The sequence below is a fragment of the Kitasatospora sp. NPDC051705 genome (assembly GCF_044453265.1).
Classification (GTDB): Bacteria; Actinomycetota; Actinomycetes; order Streptomycetales; family Streptomycetaceae; genus Kitasatospora.
The window spans coordinates 147,929-165,572 of the sequence record NZ_JBITCO010000004.1 but is presented as its reverse complement, the minus strand read 5'-3'; the positions used below and the strand labels follow the sequence as shown (position 1 = coordinate 165,572).

Here is a 17,644-nt window from a genome sequence, read left to right as displayed (position 1 = left end):
CGGCGGACGCGGCCGGGCGGCCGCGTCGACGGCGCGAGGGGAGCGTGCGGGGCATGCGGGCACTGGGGTCGGACGACCCGCGTCAGGTGGGCGCCTACCGACTGCTGCGGCGGCTCGGCGCGGGCGGGATGGGCCGCGTCTACCTCGGCCGCACGGCGGGCGGGCGCACCGTCGCCGTCAAGGTGGTGCGCAGCGAACTCGCGGACGACGCCGAGTTCCGCGCCCGCTTCCGGCAGGAGGTCGCCGCGGCCCGGCGGGTCGGCGGCGCCTGGACCGCGCCCGTGCTCGACGCCGACACCGAGGGCGAACACCCCTGGGTCGCCACCGGCTACGTGGCCGGCCCCGCGCTCGCCACCGCCGTCCGGGACTCCGGACCGCTGCCCGAACCGGCCGTGCGCGCCCTCGGCGTCGGGCTCGCCGAGGCGCTCGCCCACGTGCACGGGCTCGGCCTGGTGCACCGCGACGTCAAGCCGTCCAACGTGCTGCTCACCCTCGACGGGCCGCGGCTGATCGACTTCGGCATCGCCCGCGCGCTCGACGCCACCAGCGGCTTCACCCAGTCCGGGTACGTGGTCGGCTCGCCCGGCTTCATGTCCCCCGAGCAGGCGAACGGACGGCCCGTCGGCCCGGCCGGCGACGTCTTCTCGCTCGGAGCCGTCCTCGCCTTCGCCGCCACCGGGGTGCACCCCTTCGGCGAGGGCGTCAGCGCCGCCGTGCTGCTCTACCGGGTGCTCCACGAGGAACCCGACGTCGCCGGCCTGGCCGGGCCGCTGCGCGCGCTCGTCCTCGACTGCCTGGCCAAGGACCCGGCCGCCCGGCCCACCCCGGCCCGGCTGCGCGAACGGCTCGACCCGGACGGCGGCGCCACCGCCCTGCTGGGCCACGGCGGCTGGCTGCCGCCCGCGCTGGCGGCGGCGGTCGGGCGCAGCGCCGTGGAGCTGCTGGACCTGGAGGGGGATCCGGACGGCGGCGGCCCGCCGGACGAGCCCGTGCCGACACCGACCTACGTGCCCCGCGGCCACTACCCGCCCCTCGGCCAGCACCCGCCCGCACCGGTGACGCCACTGGAGCCGGGGCGGCCCGGCCGGCCGGGGCAGCCTGGCCGGCCGGGGCAGCCCGGGCGGCGGCGGGCCGGGCGGGCGGCGGCGGCCGTGCTGGCCGCGGCGCTGCTCGCCGGCGCCGGGTACGGGCTGTACGCGTGGACGCAGCGGCCCGATCCGGCCGGGACCGCACCGACCACGGGACCACTGGCCGTCCCGTCCGTCGACCCGGGCCGGTCCGGCGCGTCGCCGGGGGCGTCCGGGGAAGGCGGGGCGTCCGGGGAAGGCGGGGCGGACGGACCGTCCGATCCGTCGGCCGCCGCGTCACCGGCCGGGCGCTCCGGGCCGCCCGCCGCCCCCGCGACCGCACCGGCGTCCGGGTCGGGAGGGACCGGCGGGCCGAGCGCCGTACCGGCCGCCTTCCTGGGCACCTGGCGCGGAGACATGGTCAGCGACAAGGGCCTGCCCGCCGGCACCACCACGCTCACCATCGGCCCCGCCGCGATCGGCCAGGAGAACACCACCAGCCGCAACGCCCTCACCGGCCTGATCCCGCTCAGCTGCGACGGCGCCTGGACGCTCAAGTCCGCCTCCGGCAGCGCCCTCGTCTTCACCTCGCGGCTGGTCCGCTCCTCACTCCCCGGCGCCTGCACCAGCGGCTCCTACGCCGAGACGCTCACCCTGCAGGCGGACGGCACGATCCGCTTCACCTCCGCCGACCCGGCGGCCGGTAACCCGGCCGGCACGATGCGCAGGGTCGACGGGACAGCGGGCTGACGCGGCCGCCCGAAGGGCCTGGCGTAGGCTGGTTCGGCCGTACCCGGACGCCCGCCGTCCGGGGGCCGGCAGCGCCGAGAACAGCAGTACCCGAGAGAGAGAAGGCCGCCAGGTGACCGAGCTCGCAGCGACCACCCTCGATGCGCCCAGCACCGACCTGCAGGCCGTGCTCGACCGGGCCGCCGCCGGCGGCCGGATCACCCCGGAGGAGGCGCTGGAGCTGTACCGCTCGGCGCCGCTGCACGCACTGGGCTCCGCCGCCGACGCGGTGCGCCGCCGCCGCTACGCCGGTACCGAGCACATCGCGACGTACATCATCGAACGCAACATCAACTACACCAACGTGTGCGTGACGGCGTGCAAGTTCTGCGCCTTCTACGTGCCGCCGAAGAGCGACAAGGGCTGGTCCCGCGAGCTCGACGAGATCCTGCGCCGCTGCGCCGAGACCGTCGAACTCGGCGGCACCCAGGTCATGTTCCAGGGCGGTCACCACCCCGACTACGGCGTGGAGTACTACGAGCGCGCGTTCTCGGCGATCAAGGCCGACTTCCCGCAGCTGGTGATCCACTCGCTGGGCGCCTCCGAGGTCGAGCACATGTCCCGGATCTCGGGCGTCTCGATCGAGGAGGCCATCACCCGGATCCACCGGGCCGGCCTGGACTCCTTCGCCGGCGCCGGTGCCGAACTGCTGCCCGCGCGGCCGCGCAAGGCGATCGCCCCGCTCAAGGAGTCCGGCGAGCGCTGGCTGGAGATCATGGAGGCCGCGCACGGCCTCGGCGTGGAGTCCACCTCCACCATGCTGATGGGCACCGGCGAGACCAACGCCGAGCGGATCGAGCACCTGCGGATGATCCGCGACGTGCAGGACCGCACCGGCGGTTTCCGGGCCTTCATCCCGTACACCTACCAGCCGCAGAACAACCACCTGAAGGGCTCGACCCAGGCCACCGTCTTCGAGTACCTGCGGATGATCTCCATCGCCCGCCTGTTCCTCGACAACGTCGCCCACATCCAGGGCTCCTGGCTCACCACCGGCAAGGAGGCCGGCCAGCTGTCGCTGCACTACGGTGCGGACGACCTGGGCTCCGTCATGCTGGAGGAGAACGTCGTCTCGGCGGCCGGTGCCAAGCACCGCTCCAACCTCACCGAGCTGATCCACCTCATCCGGGCCGCCGACCGCGTCCCGGCCCAGCGCGCCACCACCTACGAGCACCTGCGGGTGCTGGACGACCCGGCCAACGACCCGGTCGACCCGCGGGTGGCCTCGCACATCGCCTCCACCGCGATCGAGGGCGGCACGGCGCACCCCGAGCTGAAGATCCTGGACAACTGAGGAGCGGGGCGCCGACGTGCTGACCCTCCACCGGGCGGCCCTCGTGCTGCCCGACCCGGCCGACCCCACCGCCCCGTCCCTCGCGGACGGGGCGGTGCTGGTGCGCGGCGAACGCGTCGAGGCCGTCGGGGCGTACGCCGAGCTGGCCGCCGCCCACCCGGGGGCACGGGTGCGGGACTGGGGTGCCGCCGTGCTCACCCCGGGGCTGCGCAACCCGTACGGGCACCGGCTGCTGGAGCGTGACTACCACCCGGACCCGCGCGAGGGGATCGGGGTCGAGCCGCTCGTGGACGGATTGGTGGACGCTGGGGATGCCGGTGCTGCGGGGGCTACGGCTGGTCCGGGTGCTGCGGGTGCCTCGGGGGCTTCGGGTGACGACGCGCGGTGCGGGGCCAGCGCCCGGCGCGGGCTGCAACGGATGCTCGGTTTCGGGGTGACGGCGGTCGCCGGGCCGTTCGAGCGGAGCCCCGTGCGCACGGCCGTGGCGCGCTCGGGGCTGGTGGCGCTGCCGGGCGACCCGGCCACGGGTGCCGACGCGGACCGGGGTGCCGCTCCGGGCGCGGCCGGTGGTCGGCTGCTGGACCCCCTGGCGGTGCTGCCGCTCTCGCGGGCCGTCCACGGACGGGTGACGGTGGGCGGCCGGGCCGACTTCGCGGTCTTCCCGGCGGGTCGGGGAGCCGTCGGGGACGGCCTCGGGGACGGCCGGGTCGGCGGTGCGGTGGACGCGACCGGGGACGAGGCCGGGGCGGGAGAGGCCGCCGTGGGCGTCGGGCCGCTGCCGGGCGGCTGCCTGGCGACCGTGCTCGCGGGGCGGTTGGTGTACCGCCGGCGCTGAGCGGCGCCCGGGTCGTTCGTCCGTACCCGCCGGTAGCCGGACTTCCCTGCGGCGCAACGGACTTCCTTCGTGTGCTGCCGAACTGCGGTGTCCGCAGCGTGGAGTGATTACCCCTTCGCCGTGACCTGAGGGCCCGCCAGCGGCTACGATCCCGAACAGCTCACTCCGTACCCTCACCACACCACCGCCCGTGCCCGCGGGCGGCGCGGCCCCGTCCCAGGGCCCGAAGGCAAGCCAGGACAGGAACCATGCGATCCGCGACCGTCCCCCCACCGCGAACCCCGCGGTTGGGCCGTGGTTGGTACCTCGCCGCCGTGCTCAGCGCCGTGCTCGCCGTCGGCATGTGCCTGCTCGGCTGGCGCCAGGCCGAGCAGGCCGACCGGATCGCCGCCCACCCGGTGAGGGTCGAGGGCGTCGTCACCCAGCTGCCCACCGGCGGCGGCTCCTACAGCGCCGTCAGCTACCGGGCCTCCGGCCAGCAGCACACCGCGGCCGCGCTGCCGCTGACCGACGGCGCCAGGGTGGGCGACACGATCTGCCTGGAGCACGCCGCCGACGACCCGGGCGCGGTGCGGATCTGCGGCGACACCTATCCGCAGCCGGTCGGCGTCGGCCTGGCCCGGTTCAGCGTTCCGGTCGCCGTCGGGCTCTTCGCGATCTGCGTGCTGCGCATCCGGCGGCACCGGCGGGCCGTCGCGGTCCGCGCCGGCCAGGGCCGGCTGGCCACCACCGTCGCCCTGGCGACCGGGGCACTGGCCGACGGGATGCCCGCTATAACGCACGGCAAGCGCTCCCGCCGCCGACGGCGCCCGGGCGGGCGGCGCGCCCAGCACTGACGGGGCCGGCGTGCCCGCCGCGGGCCGGCCGGGTGCCGGCCGGGGGGCCGGATCCGGTGGCCCGGCGTGCCCCGTTGGTCGGGGCATCGGCGCCAGGGTGAACAATGGGGTCGTGACCCGAGCCTCTCTGGACAAGCAGCCGCACGAAGTCGCCGCCATGTTCGACGACGTCGCGGCGAAGTACGACCGCACCAACGACGTGCTCTCCCTCGGCCAGGCCCGCGCCTGGCGCCGGGCGGTGGCCGAGGCGGTGGCCGCCGGACCCGGGGACCTCGTGCTCGACCTCGGAGCCGGCACCGGCACCTCCTCGCTGCCCTTCGCCGACGCCGGCGCGCAGGTCGTCCCGTGCGACTTCTCCGTCGGCATGCTCGCCGAGGGCAAGCGCCGCCACCCCGAGCTGCCGCTCACCGCCGGCGACGCCACCCGGCTGCCCTTCGCGGACGACACCTTCGACTCGGTGACGATCTCCTTCGCGCTGCGCAACGTCCACGACACCGACGCCGCGCTGCGCGAGATGCACCGGGTCACCAAGCCCGGCGGCAAGCTGGTGATCTGCGAGTTCTCCACCCCGACCTGGACGCCGTTCCGGACGGTCTACACCGAGTACCTGATGCGCGCCCTCCCGCCGGTCGCCACCGCGGTCAGCAGCAACCCCGACGCGTACGTGTACCTCGCCGAGTCCATCCGGGAGTGGCCGGACCAGCCCGCGCTGGCCGCCAAGCTGCAGGAGAGCGGCTGGTCCAAGGCCGCCTGGCGCAACCTCACCGGCGGCATCGTCGCGCTGCACCGGGCCTACAAGCCGGCGTAGCGCGCACCGCCGCGGCGCCCCCGGACCGCGGGGCGCGGTGCGGTCCGGGTCCGGGGTCCGGGGTCCGGGGTGCGGGGCGGGACGCAGCCGGGGGCGTGGTCGTTTCCGGCGCCGTGAACGGAACTAGACTGCCCAAGACAACGCCGCCGTCCCCCAGTCGCAGCTCCAGGAGAGTGTCCACCGTGTCCGAGACCGCAGCCGACCTGACGAAGCCGGACAGCCCGATCGAGAGCACGGCCGACGTCATCGTGGTCGGCGCGGGCCCCGCCGGCTCCACCACCGCGTACTACCTCGCCCAGGCCGGGCTGGACGTGCTGCTGCTGGAGAAGACCGCCTTCCCGCGAGAGAAGGTCTGCGGCGACGGCCTGACCCCGCGCGCCACCAAGCAGCTGGTGGACATGGGCATCGACGTCTCCACCGGGAACGGCTGGCTGCACAACAAGGGCCTGCGCATCATCGGCGGCGGCGTCCGGCTCGAGCTCGACTGGCCCGAGCTGTCCGCGTTCCCCGACTACGGCCTGGTGCGCAAGCGCGCCGACTTCGACGAGCTGCTGGCCCGTCAGGCCGAGAAGGCCGGCGCCAGGCTCTACGAGCGCTGCAACGTCAGCGGGCCCGTCCTGGACGACCGCACCGGCCGGATCGTCGGCGTCACCGCCAAGCTCGGCGACGAGAAGCGCCCCGTCACCTTCCGCGCCCCGCTGGTCGTCGCCGCCGACGGCAACTCCACCCGGCTCTCGCTCGCCATGGGCCTGCACCGCCGCGAGGACCGCCCGATGGGCGTCGCCTACCGGACGTACTTCACCTCGCCGCGCCACGACGACGACTACCTGGAGTCCTGGCTGGAGCTCTGGGACACCCGCGGCGGCCAGCGCAAGCAGCTGCCCGGCTACGGCTGGGTGTTCGGCATGGGCGACGGCACCTCCAACGTCGGCCTCGGCATCCTCAACTCCTCGCCCGCCTTCGGTGAGCTCGACTGGCGCGAGGTGCTCAAGGCCTGGTGCGCCGGCATGCCGGAGGAGTGGGGCTACACCCCCGAGAACATGACCGAGCCGATCCGCGGCGCCGCGCTGCCGATGGCCTTCAACCGGCAGCCGCACTACACCCGCGGCCTGCTGCTCGTCGGCGACGCGGGCGGCATGGTCAACCCGTTCAACGGCGAGGGCATCGCCTACGCGATGGAATCCGGCCAGATCGCCGCCGGGGTCATCGCCCAGGCCCACGCCCGGGTCACCGAGGCCGGCCGCGAGCGCGCCCTCCAGGGCTACCCGCGCATCCTCAAGGACGTCTACGGCGGGTACTACACGATGGGCCGCGCCTTCGTGAAGCTCATCGGCAACCCCAAGGTGATGCAGCTCGCCACCCAGCGCGGCCTCACCCACCCGATGCTGATGCGCTTCACCCTCAAGATGCTCGCCAACCTCACCGACCCGCAGGGCGGCGACGCGATGGACCGCATCATCAACGGCCTCGCGAAGGTCGCCCCGAACGCGTAACACCCTCGGGGGCGTCCTCGGGGGAACGCCCCCCGGGGCGCCCTCCGGCGGCCCTCCTCGGTGCGGCCTTCAGTGCGTCGCATCCTCCGCCGCCCCCTGCTCCCGGTCCGCCGGGCGGCGGGAGGCGGCGGAGCGCTGTTCGACGTAGGCGAGGCGCTCGGCGAACACCCGGGCCGCGTCCGGGGTCAGCGTCCGGAGCGCGACGAGGGCCGAGAAGACGACGTCGCAGAGCTCGTGCTGGACGTCCTCCCAGCTGTGGGTCACGCCCTTTCGCGGGTTCTGGCCGGTGGCGCCGATCACCGCCGCACCGACCTCGCCGACCTCCTCGGAGAGCTTGAGGATCCGCAGCAGGAGCTCCTCCCGGGGCGACTGCGTGCCCTCCGCGTCGAGCCACGCGACGACGTGGTCGACGCTCTCCCAGATCCGGCTGTCCATGCGCGCTGCTCCCGTACGGTGTCGGTGGTGCTGCCACCGTACGGGAGCGGCGGCGGACGGCGCCTGGCTCTCGCGGGCCGGGCGGTCGTGACCCGATGGTCGTGACCCAGTGGTCGCGGGCCGGGGGCTGCCAGCCGGGCGGTTCTGAGGTGAGCGGTCCTGGGCCGGGTGGTCCTGAGCCGGGTGGTCCTGGGGCGAGCGGTCACCCCCCGAGCGGTCGTGGGCCCGGGCCCACGGGGTGCCGGCCCCGGGTCAGCGGGTGCTGATCTTCACGTTGCGGATGTTCACCGGGAGGGTCGGGAAGCCGTCGCCGGGGTTGTTCTGGTCGTCCTCGCCGCCCGCGGCGATCTTCTGCAGCACGTCCAGGCCCGCCGTGACCCGGCCGAACGGGGTGTAGGCGGGGGAGAGCTTGGTGTCCTTCCAGACGAAGAAGAACTGGCTGCCGTTGGTGTTGGGGCCCGCGTTGGCCATCGCCACCGTGCCCGCCGGGTAGGTGGCGCCGGTCAGGTTCTCGTCCGGGAAGGAGTAGCCGGGGCCGCCGCTGCCCGTTCCGGTCGGGTCGCCGCACTGCAGGACGTAGATCCGCTGGGTGGTGAGACGGTGGCAGTGGCTGCGGTCGAAGTAGTCGTGCTCGGCGAGGAACCGGAACGAGAAGGTGGTGCAGGGCGCCTTGTCGGTGAGCGCCTGGAAGGTGATCGAGCCCTGGCTCGTGCGCAGGGTCGCGCGGTAGGGCTGGGCGGCCTTCTTGGCGTCGAAGACCGGGATGCCCTTGAAGTTGTCGGCCGGCACTGCGGGCGTGTAGGCGCAGGTGGGCGCGGGTGTGGTGGGCGGGGTGTCCGCGACGGCGGTGCCGGTGCTCGCCACGAGCGGCAGGACGGTGGCGACGGCGAGCAGGGCCCAGGGTGCGCGCTTCACGTGACTGGCCTTCCGAGGGGTGGTGGACGGCAGGTTTGGCATGGCGACATCATCCACGCCGGGGCGGCGATCCGGTAGGGGGCGGAGTGGTGTGGGTTCCCGTTCGGTGTCGGAGGGTCAGGAAGTCGCACCCGTCGCGGGGTTCGCCTCCGGGGTGTGGATGAAGAGGCCGGCGCCGGCGGCCAGTGCGGCGGCGTCCGCGGCCCGTTCGGCGGACCGGGCGTCCAGCGGCTCGCCGGTGACGAACAGCCGGTAGTAGAGCGGGGCGGTGGCGGCCCGGACGACTTCGGCGCCGTCCGTGCCGGTGGGCAGTTCCCCGCGGGCGACGGCCCGGTCGGCCACCTGCGCGGCCTGTCGGTGCCGGGCGGTGAAGAAGGAGCGCAGGGCGGCCGCGCCGGTGTCGGAGCGCTGGGCGGCGGTGATCAGCGCCGTGGGAGTGGGGCCCTGCTCCGGGTCGGTGAAGACGGCGAACACCTCCCGGGTGATGAGGCGGAGGTCCTCCCGGAGGTCGCCGGTGTCGGGTACCGGCCACGGCTGGTCGGCCGAGACGGTCAGGGCCTCGGCGACCAGGCCGTCCACCCCGCCCCAGCGACGGTAGAGCGTCGCCTTGTGGACGCCGGACCGGGCCGCGACCGCCTCCACGGTGAGGCCGTCGTACCCCTTCTCGGTGACCTCGGCGAGCGTGGCGGCGACCACCTCCGCCCGGACCCGGGCGCTGCGACCGCCGGGGCGCGGAGTCGGAGCTCGGGGTGGCTCGGCTCCCGCGGCGGGGCTGGCGGCTGGACCGGCGGCGGGGCGGGGGGTCGGGGTGGCGTCGGGGGTGTTCGCGGTGTCCGTGGCGTCCGTGGTGTCCGCGGTGTTCGTGGCGCTCTCGTTCAAAGTCGACTCCAGTCGCGTTAAAGCTTGCCGTGCGGATGGTCTCGATGTCATTCTCATCGTAATGCGACGTCGGTCGCATTACGAGAGGAGCCCTTCCCCGATGACCGTCACCGCCATCCCCGACCCGACCGCACTGCACCCGCTCGCCGGCCATGACCGGGTGGTCCTGCTGCGCCCGCTCGTCACCGACCCGCGGATCGACGTCGGCGAATACACCTACTTCGACGACCCCGAAGGGGCCACCCGCTTCGAGGAGCGCAACGTCCTCTACGCCTACGGGCCCGAGCGGCTGGTGATCGGCCGGTACTGCGCCATCGCCACCGGCACCCGCTTCCTGATGGCCGGCGCCGCCCACCCCACCATCGGCGTCTCCACCTTCCCGTTCACCATGTTCGGCGGCGACTGGACCGAACGGACCCTCGACATCGTCACCGGCCTGCCCAGCCGGGGCGACACCGTGGTCGGCAACGACGTCTGGTTCGGCTTCGGGGCCACCGTGCTGCCCGGCGTCCGGATCGGCGACGGGGCGATCATCGCGGCCGGCGCGGTCGTCACCGCCGATGTCGAGCCCTACACCGTCGTCGGCGGCAATCCCGCCCGCCCCATCCGGCGCCGCTTCGACGAGGCCGACATCGAACGGCTGCTCCGCGCGGCCTGGTGGGACTGGCCGGTCGAACTCGTCACCGAGCACGTCCGAGCCGTCATGTCCGGGACCCCGGCCGACATCGAGGAGATCGCCGCGGCGAACGGTCTGCTCGCCCCCTGAACCGTCCGGCCCGTGAAAGGCCGTTGATCAGGGGCGGGCCGGTGCGCGAAGATGGCGCACCGCCGCTCCACGCTCCGCCCGTTCGCCGCCGAGCCCGCCGCTCGGCCTCCTCCTGGGTCCGTCCGACGCCGTACGGTACTCGCGCCCGCCGGTTCCGTTCGCTCGGAGGGGTCAGACCCATGCGCTCCCGCCTGTTCAGTTCCAGCTCCACGTCCAGCTCCTCGCTCTCGTCCTCGTTCGCTTCCTCGTCGGTCCTCCGCGACCTGCCGGTCCTCCTGGTGGCCGTGGTGTGGGGGTCGAGCTTCCTCGCCGTCCAGCGGGTGGCCGAGCCGGGGACCGCCGTCGCGATGCTGGTGCTGCGGTTCGGGCTGGTGCTTCCACTCCTCGGGGCCGTCGCCTGGCGTGCCCTGCGGAGGCTGAGCCGCGCCGAGTGGCTGGGCGGCGGTGCGCTGGGCCTGGTGCTCAGCGGGATCTTCCTGCTGGAGACGTACGGCGCCGTGCACACCTCCGCCACCAACGCCGGACTGATCATCAGCCTCGCCATGGTGCTGACCCCGCTCGGCGAGAGCGCGCTCACCCGGACCGCCCCGCCGCGCGCCTTCCTCGCGGCCGCCGTGCTGGCCGTCCTGGGCGTCGCCCTGCTCACCGGCGACGGAGGGCTCCGCCCACCCACGCTCGGTGACCTGCTGGTGCTGGGCGCCGCCCTCGTCCGCGCGGTGTTCGTCCTCACCACGGCCCGCACCCGGGCCGTGCGCAACACCGACGCGTTGGCCCTGACCTGGGTCCAACTCGCGGTCGCCACCGCCGTCTTCACGGTCGTCGCGCTTTCCGTGGGGCCGGCACCGTGGGCCGTCGCCGCCTCGTACGGGCCCGGACAGTGGGCCTGGCTGCTCCACCTGTCGCTGTTCTGCACGCTGTTCGCCTTCTTCGTCCAGACCTGGGCCGTCCGAGCCACCTCGCCGTCCCGGGTGAGCCTGCTGCTGGGGACGGAGCCGCTCTGGGCCGCCGTCTTCGGCATCACGATCGCGGGCAACCGGATGGGCCCGCTGGCCCTGCTCGGCGGAGCCGTGGTCCTGTTCGCGACGGAGTGGGGCCGTCGCACCGCCCCGGCTCCGCGGCCGCAGGCCGGGGACGAGGCCCGGGGCGACTCCGAGGGCGCGGCCTCGCCGCCGGCTCCGGCTCCGGCTCCGGAGGCGGCGCGGGCCTGACCGGGCTCGGTGATCACCGGCGCCCCAGTGTCCGGCGGGCGTAGTCGACGGTGACCGCGCCGAGCAACGGGCCCCAGACCACCAGGGGCAGGTAGGCGAGGGTCATCACCACGGCGGCGGCCCCGCGCGGCGAATCCGGCTCGGCCAGGTTGGCGGCCCAGCGGCCGAACAGCCCCTCCGCGCCGAGGACGGTGAGCACCACCGAGCCCAGCAGCGCCGGGACGATCGCGGCGAGCGGCCGCACCCGCCGGCCGCCGATCAGCGGGACCCACCGGGGCACCGCCAGGCCCCAGGGCCGGACCAGGCCGAGGGTCAGGAACGCCAGCGCCTCGGCCAGGGCGCTCAGTACGACGCAGTAGACGGTGCCCCAACCCGGCTGGTGCTCGCCGTAGGCCGCGGCTGTCGCCCCGGTGAACCCCATCGGGACGCCGAAGCCGAAGGCGACCCGCCACACCCCCGAGGGGACGGTGCTCAGGGCCGCGGTCCCGGCGGCGAGCTCGGCCCACCGCGGTGCGGGCGGGACGGCCCGGGCGTTGCGACCGCCCGGAGCGACGAGGGTGTCCGGAGCGACGGCGACGGCCGGGGCGGCCGCCCCGGCCCGGCGGCCGGTGCCGCGTGCGTTGATCGCGATCTTCGACATGGTGGTGGCTCCCTCCCTGCCCGGCCCTCCCGGCCGGTTCGACGACTCAAGGCTGACCCCTCCCACCGGCTCCGCGGCAGATGCCGATCGGGCTGTTCCACCTGCTCAACCGGCCTTTGAAATGTGCCGATCGGCACAAGCGGACCCCGGGTGCCCCGTCGTACGGTGACGGCAGTCCAAGGGAGGAGATGACGATGACTCAGCTGCTCGCACTCGTCGTGCCGGCCCTGCTGCTGCCGGCGTGGGTGGCTCGCGGTCGCCGCGGGGTGGCGGCGGTGACGGCCGTGGTCGGTGCGTCGTCGGCGGTGGTCACCATCGCCGTCTGGTTCGTCGGCCGGTGGGCGGAGGCGGACAGGTGGCCGGGGCTGCTCGGCCTGGCCGAACTGGCCGCCCTGCTGTTGGCGGTGGTCCTCACCCTCCGGTCGGCGGACGGCCCGCGGTCCGCCGCGGCCGCCTGGACGGCCTGCGGCGCCGTCGGCCTCTGGCCCTCCCGGTTCGAGGCGGTCGACGGGCCGATGGGGGCGCTCGACCTCTTCGGCTTCGGGTCGATGCTGTCCCTCCCCGCGGTGCTGATCGGCCTCTACCTGCGCGGCCTGGACGGCGCCCGGCTCCGGGCGGTGGCGGAGGCCCGGCGGGCCCAGCGGCTCGAGCTGGCCCACGACCTGCACGATTTCGTGGCGCACGACGTGAGCGGCATGGTCGCCCAGGCCCAGGCGGGGGCCTACCTGGCCACGATCGATCCCGCGCGGGCGGCGGAGATGTTCGAGCGGATAGAGCAGGCCGGGCAGCGGGCCCTGGCCTCGCTGGACCGGACGGTGCAGCTGCTGCGTACGGAGGAGGGTGCCGGCCGCGCCCCGCAGCCGGGCCTGACCGAACTGCGTGAGGTGGCAGCGCAGTTCGTGCTCTCGGGCGGCGCCGAGGTCAGGCTGGAGCTCCCGGAGGACCCGGTCCCCCGGGAGGTGGCGGGCACCGTCCACCGGATCGTCGTCGAGGCGCTCACCAACGTCAGGCGGCACGCACCGACCGCTCGGACGGTGGACGTCCGGGCGCTCCGAGCCGGCGGCCGGCTGGAGCTGACCGTGACCAGCGACGGGCGGGGCGCCGCTCCAGGAGGCCGCCCACGGCGCGGCGGAGGAAGCGGACTGTCGGGGCTGGCGGCCCGGGTGGAGGCCCTGGGCGGTTCGTTCGAGGCGGGGCCGCACGGAGTGCGGTCCTGGCGGGTGGCGGCGGTGCTTCCCCTGGGGGAGGCACGCGACCGGCAAGGAGTTCGGCGGAGTGCGGCGAAGGCCGCAGCACGGGAGGAGCACGCATGAGCAGCACCGGGCCGATCAGGGTCTTGATCGCGGACGACCAGCCCGACGTCCGCAGTGCGTTCCGGATGATCCTGGACGTCCAGCCGGACATGGCGGTGGTGGCCGAGGCCGCGGACGGCGCCGCGGCGGTGGCGGAGGCGAGGAGGCTTCGTCCGGACGTGGTCCTCGCGGACATCCGGATGCCGAAGCTCGACGGCCTGGAGGTCACCCGGCAGCTGGCCGGTCAGTGCAAGGTGATCGTGGTGACCACGTTCGACCTGGACGAGTACGTGCACACAGCGCTCCGGCACGGTGCGGCGGGCTTCCTGCTCAAGCGCTCCGGTCCGGTGCTGCTGATCGAGGCGATCAGGGCGGCGATGGCCGGGGACGCCTTGATCAGCCCCCAGGTCACCGTCAGGCTCCTGCGGCACATGGCGGCGCCCGGTCCGGAGGAGCGCTCCGGTTCGGGGGCGGCGGCGCCGCCTGCGGCCGGCCCGGTGGAGGAGTTGACCGCGCGGGAGCGGGAGATCGCCGAGCTGGTGGCCGACGGCGCGACCAACGCCGAGATCGGCTCCGGGCTGTTCATCTCACCGGGCACGGTGAAGAACCACCTCGCCAACGTCCAGCGCAAGCTCGGTGCCAGGAACCGGGTGGGCATCGCGGCCTGGGTCTGGGAGCAGGCCGCCGGCAACCGGTAGCGGGGTGAGTGGCGAGGGGTGGCCGGCAAGAGGTGGCCGGCCGGCGGGGGCGACGGCAGCAGGGAGACACCGGCGGGAGGGGGCCGTGCGGAGGGGCGTCCGGCGAGCGGCGGGGGCCGCGTGGCGAGTGGGGGAGAACCCCAACTCCACCCCGCGCTCGCGCGCTTGTGAACGAAGGGTCAAGCGGACGTTCGGAGCGCCGCCACCCCTCTGGGTGAGCCGCTATAACACGTCAACATGACGCCCGGAAATTTGCTTGAGACGACGCATAGTTGATATAGGAGCGTGCCTCTGACCAGCCGCTTCACAAGTAAATGCGACTGGTTGTGACCATTTGACTTCTTTGTGTTGACAACTCTCGGCATGTTCACATTCGGCGTGATTCCAAGGGTGTCGTAGATCACAAAGATGACGTTGAACTGCGTGTCGCAGATCACAAGCCGACGGGCATAGGATGCGCTCGTTCCAGGCTTTGTGAACTGCCTCACATGAGGTGGATCCCGGGAACCGGAACGCGGGTTCACCACAGTGTGACCTGCCGGTTCCGATCTGCAGTCAAGGACGACTGGACGGAGGGAGCGGGGGCTATGAATGCCTACGCGCCGATCCTCGTACTCGGTGCCATCGCGGCGGCGTTCGCGGTCGGCTCCGTCGTGATGGCCTCGCTGACCGGCCCCAAGCGCTACAACCGGGCCAAGTTGGAGGCGTACGAGTGCGGCATCGAGCCGACCCCGCAGCCCGTGGGCGGCGGTCGGTTCCCGATTAAGTACTACCTGACGGCGATGCTCTTCATCGTCTTCGACATCGAGATCGTCTTCCTCTACCCGTGGGCGGTCACCTTCGACGCCCTGGGGATCTTCGGGTTGGTCGAGATGCTCCTGTTCATCGCCACCGTCTTCGTCGCGTACGCCTACGTGTGGCGCCGCGGCGGTCTGGAGTGGGACTGAGCGCGGGGTGGCCGCCGCCCTTGTGAACGAGCGGACAAGCCCGAACGGGCCGGACGTACCACAGGACTTGAGGGCTTTCTGAGGGCATTGAGAGGGATCTGATGGGAATCGAGGAGAAGCTGCCGAGCGGCTTTCTGCTCACGACCGTGGAGACGGCCGCCGGCTGGGTGCGCAAGGCGTCACTCTTCCCGGCCACCTTCGGTCTGGCCTGCTGCGCGATCGAGATGATGACCACCGGTGCCGGCCGCTACGACCTGGCCCGGTTCGGCATGGAGGTGTTCCGGGGTTCGCCCCGACAGGCCGATCTGATGATCGTGGCGGGCCGGGTGAGCCAGAAGATGGCCCCGGTGCTGCGCCAGGTGTACGACCAGATGCCCAACCCGAAGTGGGTCATCTCGATGGGCGTCTGCGCCTCGTCGGGCGGGATGTTCAACAACTACGCGATCGTGCAGGGCGTCGACCACATCGTCCCGGTGGACATCTACCTGCCCGGCTGTCCGCCCCGCCCGGAGATGCTGATGGACGCGATCCTGAAGCTGCACGACAAGATCCAGCACGAGCCGCTCGGCGTGAACCGGCGCCGGGCCGAGGAGCTCGGCGAGGCGCTCGCCCTCCGGGCCACCCCGGTCAGCGAGATGCGGGGGCAGCTGCGATGAACGAGCAGGTACCCGAGACCCGGCAGGAGCGGCCCGTCCGCGAGATCCCGGTCGAGGTGGTCGGCCGCCGCCAGGGCATGTTCGGCGCCCAGGGCACCGGTGACACCTCCGGCTTCGGCGGTCTGGTCGCGCCGGTGGTGCTGCCCGGCCCGAGCGAGCGGCCGTACGGCGGCTGGTTCGACGAGGTGGCCGACGAGCTGGAGGGCGCCCTGGAGGAGCAGGGGCTGGACCCGGTCGACGTGATCGGGAAGACGGTGGTCGCCCACGGCGAGATCACCTTCCACATCGAGCGCGAGCACCTGTTGCGGACCGTCCGCATCCTGCGCGACGACCCGGCGCTGCGCTTCGAGCTCTGCCTGGGCGTGAGCGGCGTGCACCACCCCGGCGACAAGGGCCGCGAGCTGCACGCGGTCTACCACCTGCGCTCGATCACCCACGGCCGGCTGATCCGGCTGGAGGTCACCGCACCGGACGCCGACCCGCGGATCCCGTCCGTGGTGAGCGTCTACCCGACCAACGACTGGCACGAGCGCGAGGCCTACGACTTCTTCGGCCTGGTCTTCGACGGTCACCCGGCGCTCACCCGGATCATGATGCCGGACGACTGGCTGGGCCACCCGCAGCGCAAGGACTACCCGCTCGGCGGCATCCCCGTCGAGTACAAGGGCGCCCAGATCCCGGCACCCGACCAGCGGAGGTCGTACAGCTGATGAGCACCCAGCACCACGAACAGGCCCCGCAGGGAGCGGACCCGCGGGAGGACGCCGAGCGGGCACACGCCCGGGAGACCACCGAGGGCCGGGTCTTCACGGTCACCGGCGGCGACTGGGGCGAGGTCGTCGAGGCGGTCGGCCGGGCCGACGACGAGCGCATCATCGTCAACATGGGCCCCCAGCACCCGTCCACCCACGGCGTGCTGCGGTTGATCCTGGAGATCGACGGCGAGACGGTCACGGAGGCCCGCTGCGGCATCGGCTACCTCCACACCGGCATCGAGAAGAACATGGAGTTCCGCAGCTGGGTCCAGGGCACGACCTTCGTGACGCGGATGGACTACCTGACCCCGCTGTTCAACGAGACCGCCTACTGCCTGGCCGTCGAGAAGCTGCTCGGCATCACCGACGACGTCCCGGACCGGGCCAGCGTCATCCGCGTGATGATGATGGAGCTCAACCGGATCGCCTCGCACCTGGTCTGCCTGGCCACCGGCGGCATGGAGATCGGCTCCACCACCCTGATGATCTACGGGTTCCGGGACCGCGAGCTGATCCTGGACGTCTTCGAGCTGGTCACCGGCCTGCGCATGAACCACGCGTACGTGCGCCCCGGCGGTCTCGCCCAGGACCTCCCGCCCGGGGCGGTCGACCAGATCCGCGAGGCGGTCCGGACGTTCCGCTCCCGGATGCACGAGTACGACAAGCTCGCCACCGGCAACCCGGTGTTCAAGGCCCGCCTGGTCGACGTCGGCTTCCTGGACCTGCCCGGGTGCCTGGCGCTCGGCGCCACCGGTCCGATCCTGCGCGCCACCGGCCTGCCGCACGACCTGCGCAAGAGCGACCCGTACTGCGGCTACGAGGACTACGACTTCGAGGTCGCGACCGCCGACAGCGCCGACTCCTACGGCCGCTTCCTGATCCGGCTGGAGGAGATGAAGCAGTCACTGCGGATCGTCGAGCAGTGCCTGGACCGGCTGCGCCCGGGCCCGGTCATGGTGGCCGACAAGAAGATCGCCTGGCCGGCCCAACTCGCCGTCGGCCCGGACGGGATGGGCAACTCGCTCGACCACATCCGCAAGATCATGGGCACCTCGATGGAGGCCCTGATCCACCACTTCAAGCTGGTCACCGAGGGCTTCCGGGTCCCGGTCGGCCAGGCGTACACGGCGGTCGAGTCGCCCAAGGGCGAGCTGGGCGTGCACGTGGTCAGCGACGGGGGGACGCGCCCGTACCGGGTCCACTTCCGGGATCCGTCGTTCACCAATCTGCAGACGATGGCGGCGATGTGCGAGGGCGGCCAGGTGGCCGACGTGATCGTCGCGGTGGCCGGGATCGACCCGGTGATGGGAGGCGTGGACCGGTGACAGACG

General features: G+C 73.5%; 18 protein-coding genes. 14 read left to right on the top strand and 4 right to left on the bottom strand.

Going from position 1 to position 17,644, the window contains the following annotated elements; translation table 11 throughout:
* The first annotated feature begins 53 nt into the window (after positions 1 to 53).
* The 6 genes from ACIA8Q_RS07325 (at position 54) to ACIA8Q_RS07300 (ending at position 7,122) form a co-directional block, all read left to right on the top strand.
* Entirely contained in the window at positions 54 to 1,817 is a 1,764-nt protein-coding gene (locus ACIA8Q_RS07325; protein WP_360218829.1) for a protein kinase, read from the top strand.
* Positions 1,818 to 1,929: 112 nt separating this feature from the next.
* Positions 1,930 to 3,150 (top strand): cyclic dehypoxanthinyl futalosine synthase, encoded by a 1,221-nt coding sequence (gene mqnC, locus ACIA8Q_RS07320; RefSeq protein ID WP_360218832.1) that lies wholly within the window; start codon positions 1,930 to 1,932, stop codon positions 3,148 to 3,150.
* Positions 3,151 to 3,166: 16 nt separating this feature from the next.
* A complete protein-coding gene (locus ACIA8Q_RS07315; RefSeq protein ID WP_396316877.1) occupies positions 3,167 to 3,985 on the top strand; it encodes an imidazolonepropionase-like domain-containing protein in 819 nt (272 codons plus the stop codon).
* Positions 3,986 to 4,233: 248 nt separating this feature from the next.
* The gene (locus ACIA8Q_RS07310) at positions 4,234 to 4,821 is read left to right on the top strand and encodes a hypothetical protein (protein WP_360218838.1); all 588 of its coding nucleotides are present in this window, start codon (positions 4,234 to 4,236) and stop codon (positions 4,819 to 4,821) included.
* Between the two features lie 112 nt (positions 4,822 to 4,933).
* Positions 4,934 to 5,629, top strand: coding sequence for a demethylmenaquinone methyltransferase (locus tag ACIA8Q_RS07305; RefSeq protein WP_360218841.1), 696 nt, complete (start codon positions 4,934 to 4,936; stop codon positions 5,627 to 5,629).
* A 203-nt stretch (positions 5,630 to 5,832) separates the two neighbouring features.
* Positions 5,833 to 7,122: a geranylgeranyl reductase family protein gene (locus tag ACIA8Q_RS07300; RefSeq protein WP_360218919.1), complete on the top strand. Its 1,290-nt coding sequence runs from the start codon at positions 5,833 to 5,835 to the stop codon at positions 7,120 to 7,122.
* Positions 7,123 to 7,191: 69 nt separating this feature from the next.
* Here the strand turns inward: ACIA8Q_RS07300 and ACIA8Q_RS07295 are convergent, their stop codons facing one another.
* The 3 genes from ACIA8Q_RS07295 to ACIA8Q_RS07285 all read right to left on the bottom strand — a co-directional run bounded on the left by ACIA8Q_RS07295 (position 7,192) and on the right by ACIA8Q_RS07285 (position 9,351).
* Positions 7,192 to 7,557, bottom strand: a complete 366-nt coding sequence (locus tag ACIA8Q_RS07295; RefSeq protein ID WP_360218844.1) for a MazG-like family protein — start codon at positions 7,555 to 7,557, stop codon at positions 7,192 to 7,194.
* A gap of 252 nt (positions 7,558 to 7,809) precedes the next feature.
* A complete protein-coding gene (locus ACIA8Q_RS07290) occupies positions 7,810 to 8,514 on the bottom strand; it encodes a peptidylprolyl isomerase (RefSeq protein ID WP_387900862.1) in 705 nt (234 codons plus the stop codon).
* A gap of 75 nt (positions 8,515 to 8,589) precedes the next feature.
* Positions 8,590 to 9,351: a TetR/AcrR family transcriptional regulator gene (locus ACIA8Q_RS07285; protein ID WP_396316876.1), complete on the bottom strand. Its 762-nt coding sequence runs from the start codon at positions 9,349 to 9,351 to the stop codon at positions 8,590 to 8,592.
* A 100-nt stretch (positions 9,352 to 9,451) separates the two neighbouring features.
* On the opposite strand from ACIA8Q_RS07285, the gene ACIA8Q_RS07280 reads away from it, so the two are divergent.
* Together ACIA8Q_RS07280 and ACIA8Q_RS07275 are read left to right on the top strand one after the other, a co-directional pair.
* Positions 9,452 to 10,117, top strand: coding sequence for a CatB-related O-acetyltransferase (locus ACIA8Q_RS07280; RefSeq protein WP_396316875.1), 666 nt, complete (start codon positions 9,452 to 9,454; stop codon positions 10,115 to 10,117).
* Between the two features lie 179 nt (positions 10,118 to 10,296).
* Positions 10,297 to 11,325 carry a DMT family transporter gene (locus ACIA8Q_RS07275; RefSeq protein ID WP_396316874.1) on the top strand — a complete coding sequence of 343 codons (1,029 nt, stop codon included), beginning with the start codon at positions 10,297 to 10,299 and terminating at the stop codon, positions 11,323 to 11,325.
* A gap of 13 nt (positions 11,326 to 11,338) precedes the next feature.
* On the opposite strand, the gene ACIA8Q_RS07270 is transcribed toward ACIA8Q_RS07275, so the two are convergent.
* Positions 11,339 to 11,965: a hypothetical protein gene (locus tag ACIA8Q_RS07270; protein ID WP_396316873.1), complete on the bottom strand. Its 627-nt coding sequence runs from the start codon at positions 11,963 to 11,965 to the stop codon at positions 11,339 to 11,341.
* 194 nt (positions 11,966 to 12,159) lie between these two features.
* On the opposite strand from ACIA8Q_RS07270, the gene ACIA8Q_RS07265 reads away from it, so the two are divergent.
* The 6 genes from ACIA8Q_RS07265 (at position 12,160) to ACIA8Q_RS07240 (ending at position 17,638) form a co-directional block, all read left to right on the top strand.
* Positions 12,160 to 13,278 (top strand): sensor histidine kinase, encoded by a 1,119-nt coding sequence (locus ACIA8Q_RS07265; protein ID WP_396316872.1) that lies wholly within the window; start codon positions 12,160 to 12,162, stop codon positions 13,276 to 13,278.
* Positions 13,275 to 13,955, top strand: a complete 681-nt coding sequence (locus tag ACIA8Q_RS07260) for a response regulator (protein ID WP_396316871.1) — start codon at positions 13,275 to 13,277, stop codon at positions 13,953 to 13,955. Before ACIA8Q_RS07265 ends, ACIA8Q_RS07260 begins: the two co-directional genes overlap by 4 nt.
* 587 nt (positions 13,956 to 14,542) lie before the next feature.
* The gene (locus ACIA8Q_RS07255) at positions 14,543 to 14,902 is read left to right on the top strand and encodes an NADH-quinone oxidoreductase subunit A (protein ID WP_030060100.1); all 360 of its coding nucleotides are present in this window, start codon (positions 14,543 to 14,545) and stop codon (positions 14,900 to 14,902) included.
* 101 nt (positions 14,903 to 15,003) lie between these two features.
* Positions 15,004 to 15,558 carry an NADH-quinone oxidoreductase subunit B family protein gene (locus ACIA8Q_RS07250; RefSeq protein ID WP_360218868.1) on the top strand — a complete coding sequence of 185 codons (555 nt, stop codon included), beginning with the start codon at positions 15,004 to 15,006 and terminating at the stop codon, positions 15,556 to 15,558.
* On the top strand, positions 15,555 to 16,268 hold the full coding sequence (locus ACIA8Q_RS07245) for an NADH-quinone oxidoreductase subunit C (protein WP_360218871.1): 714 nt from the start codon (positions 15,555 to 15,557) through the stop codon (positions 16,266 to 16,268). Before ACIA8Q_RS07250 ends, ACIA8Q_RS07245 begins: the two co-directional genes overlap by 4 nt.
* Positions 16,268 to 17,638 carry an NADH-quinone oxidoreductase subunit D gene (locus ACIA8Q_RS07240; RefSeq protein ID WP_360218874.1) on the top strand — a complete coding sequence of 457 codons (1,371 nt, stop codon included), beginning with the start codon at positions 16,268 to 16,270 and terminating at the stop codon, positions 17,636 to 17,638. The genes ACIA8Q_RS07245 and ACIA8Q_RS07240 overlap by 1 nt, the downstream gene beginning before the upstream one ends.
* Positions 17,639 to 17,644 lie beyond the last annotated feature (6 nt).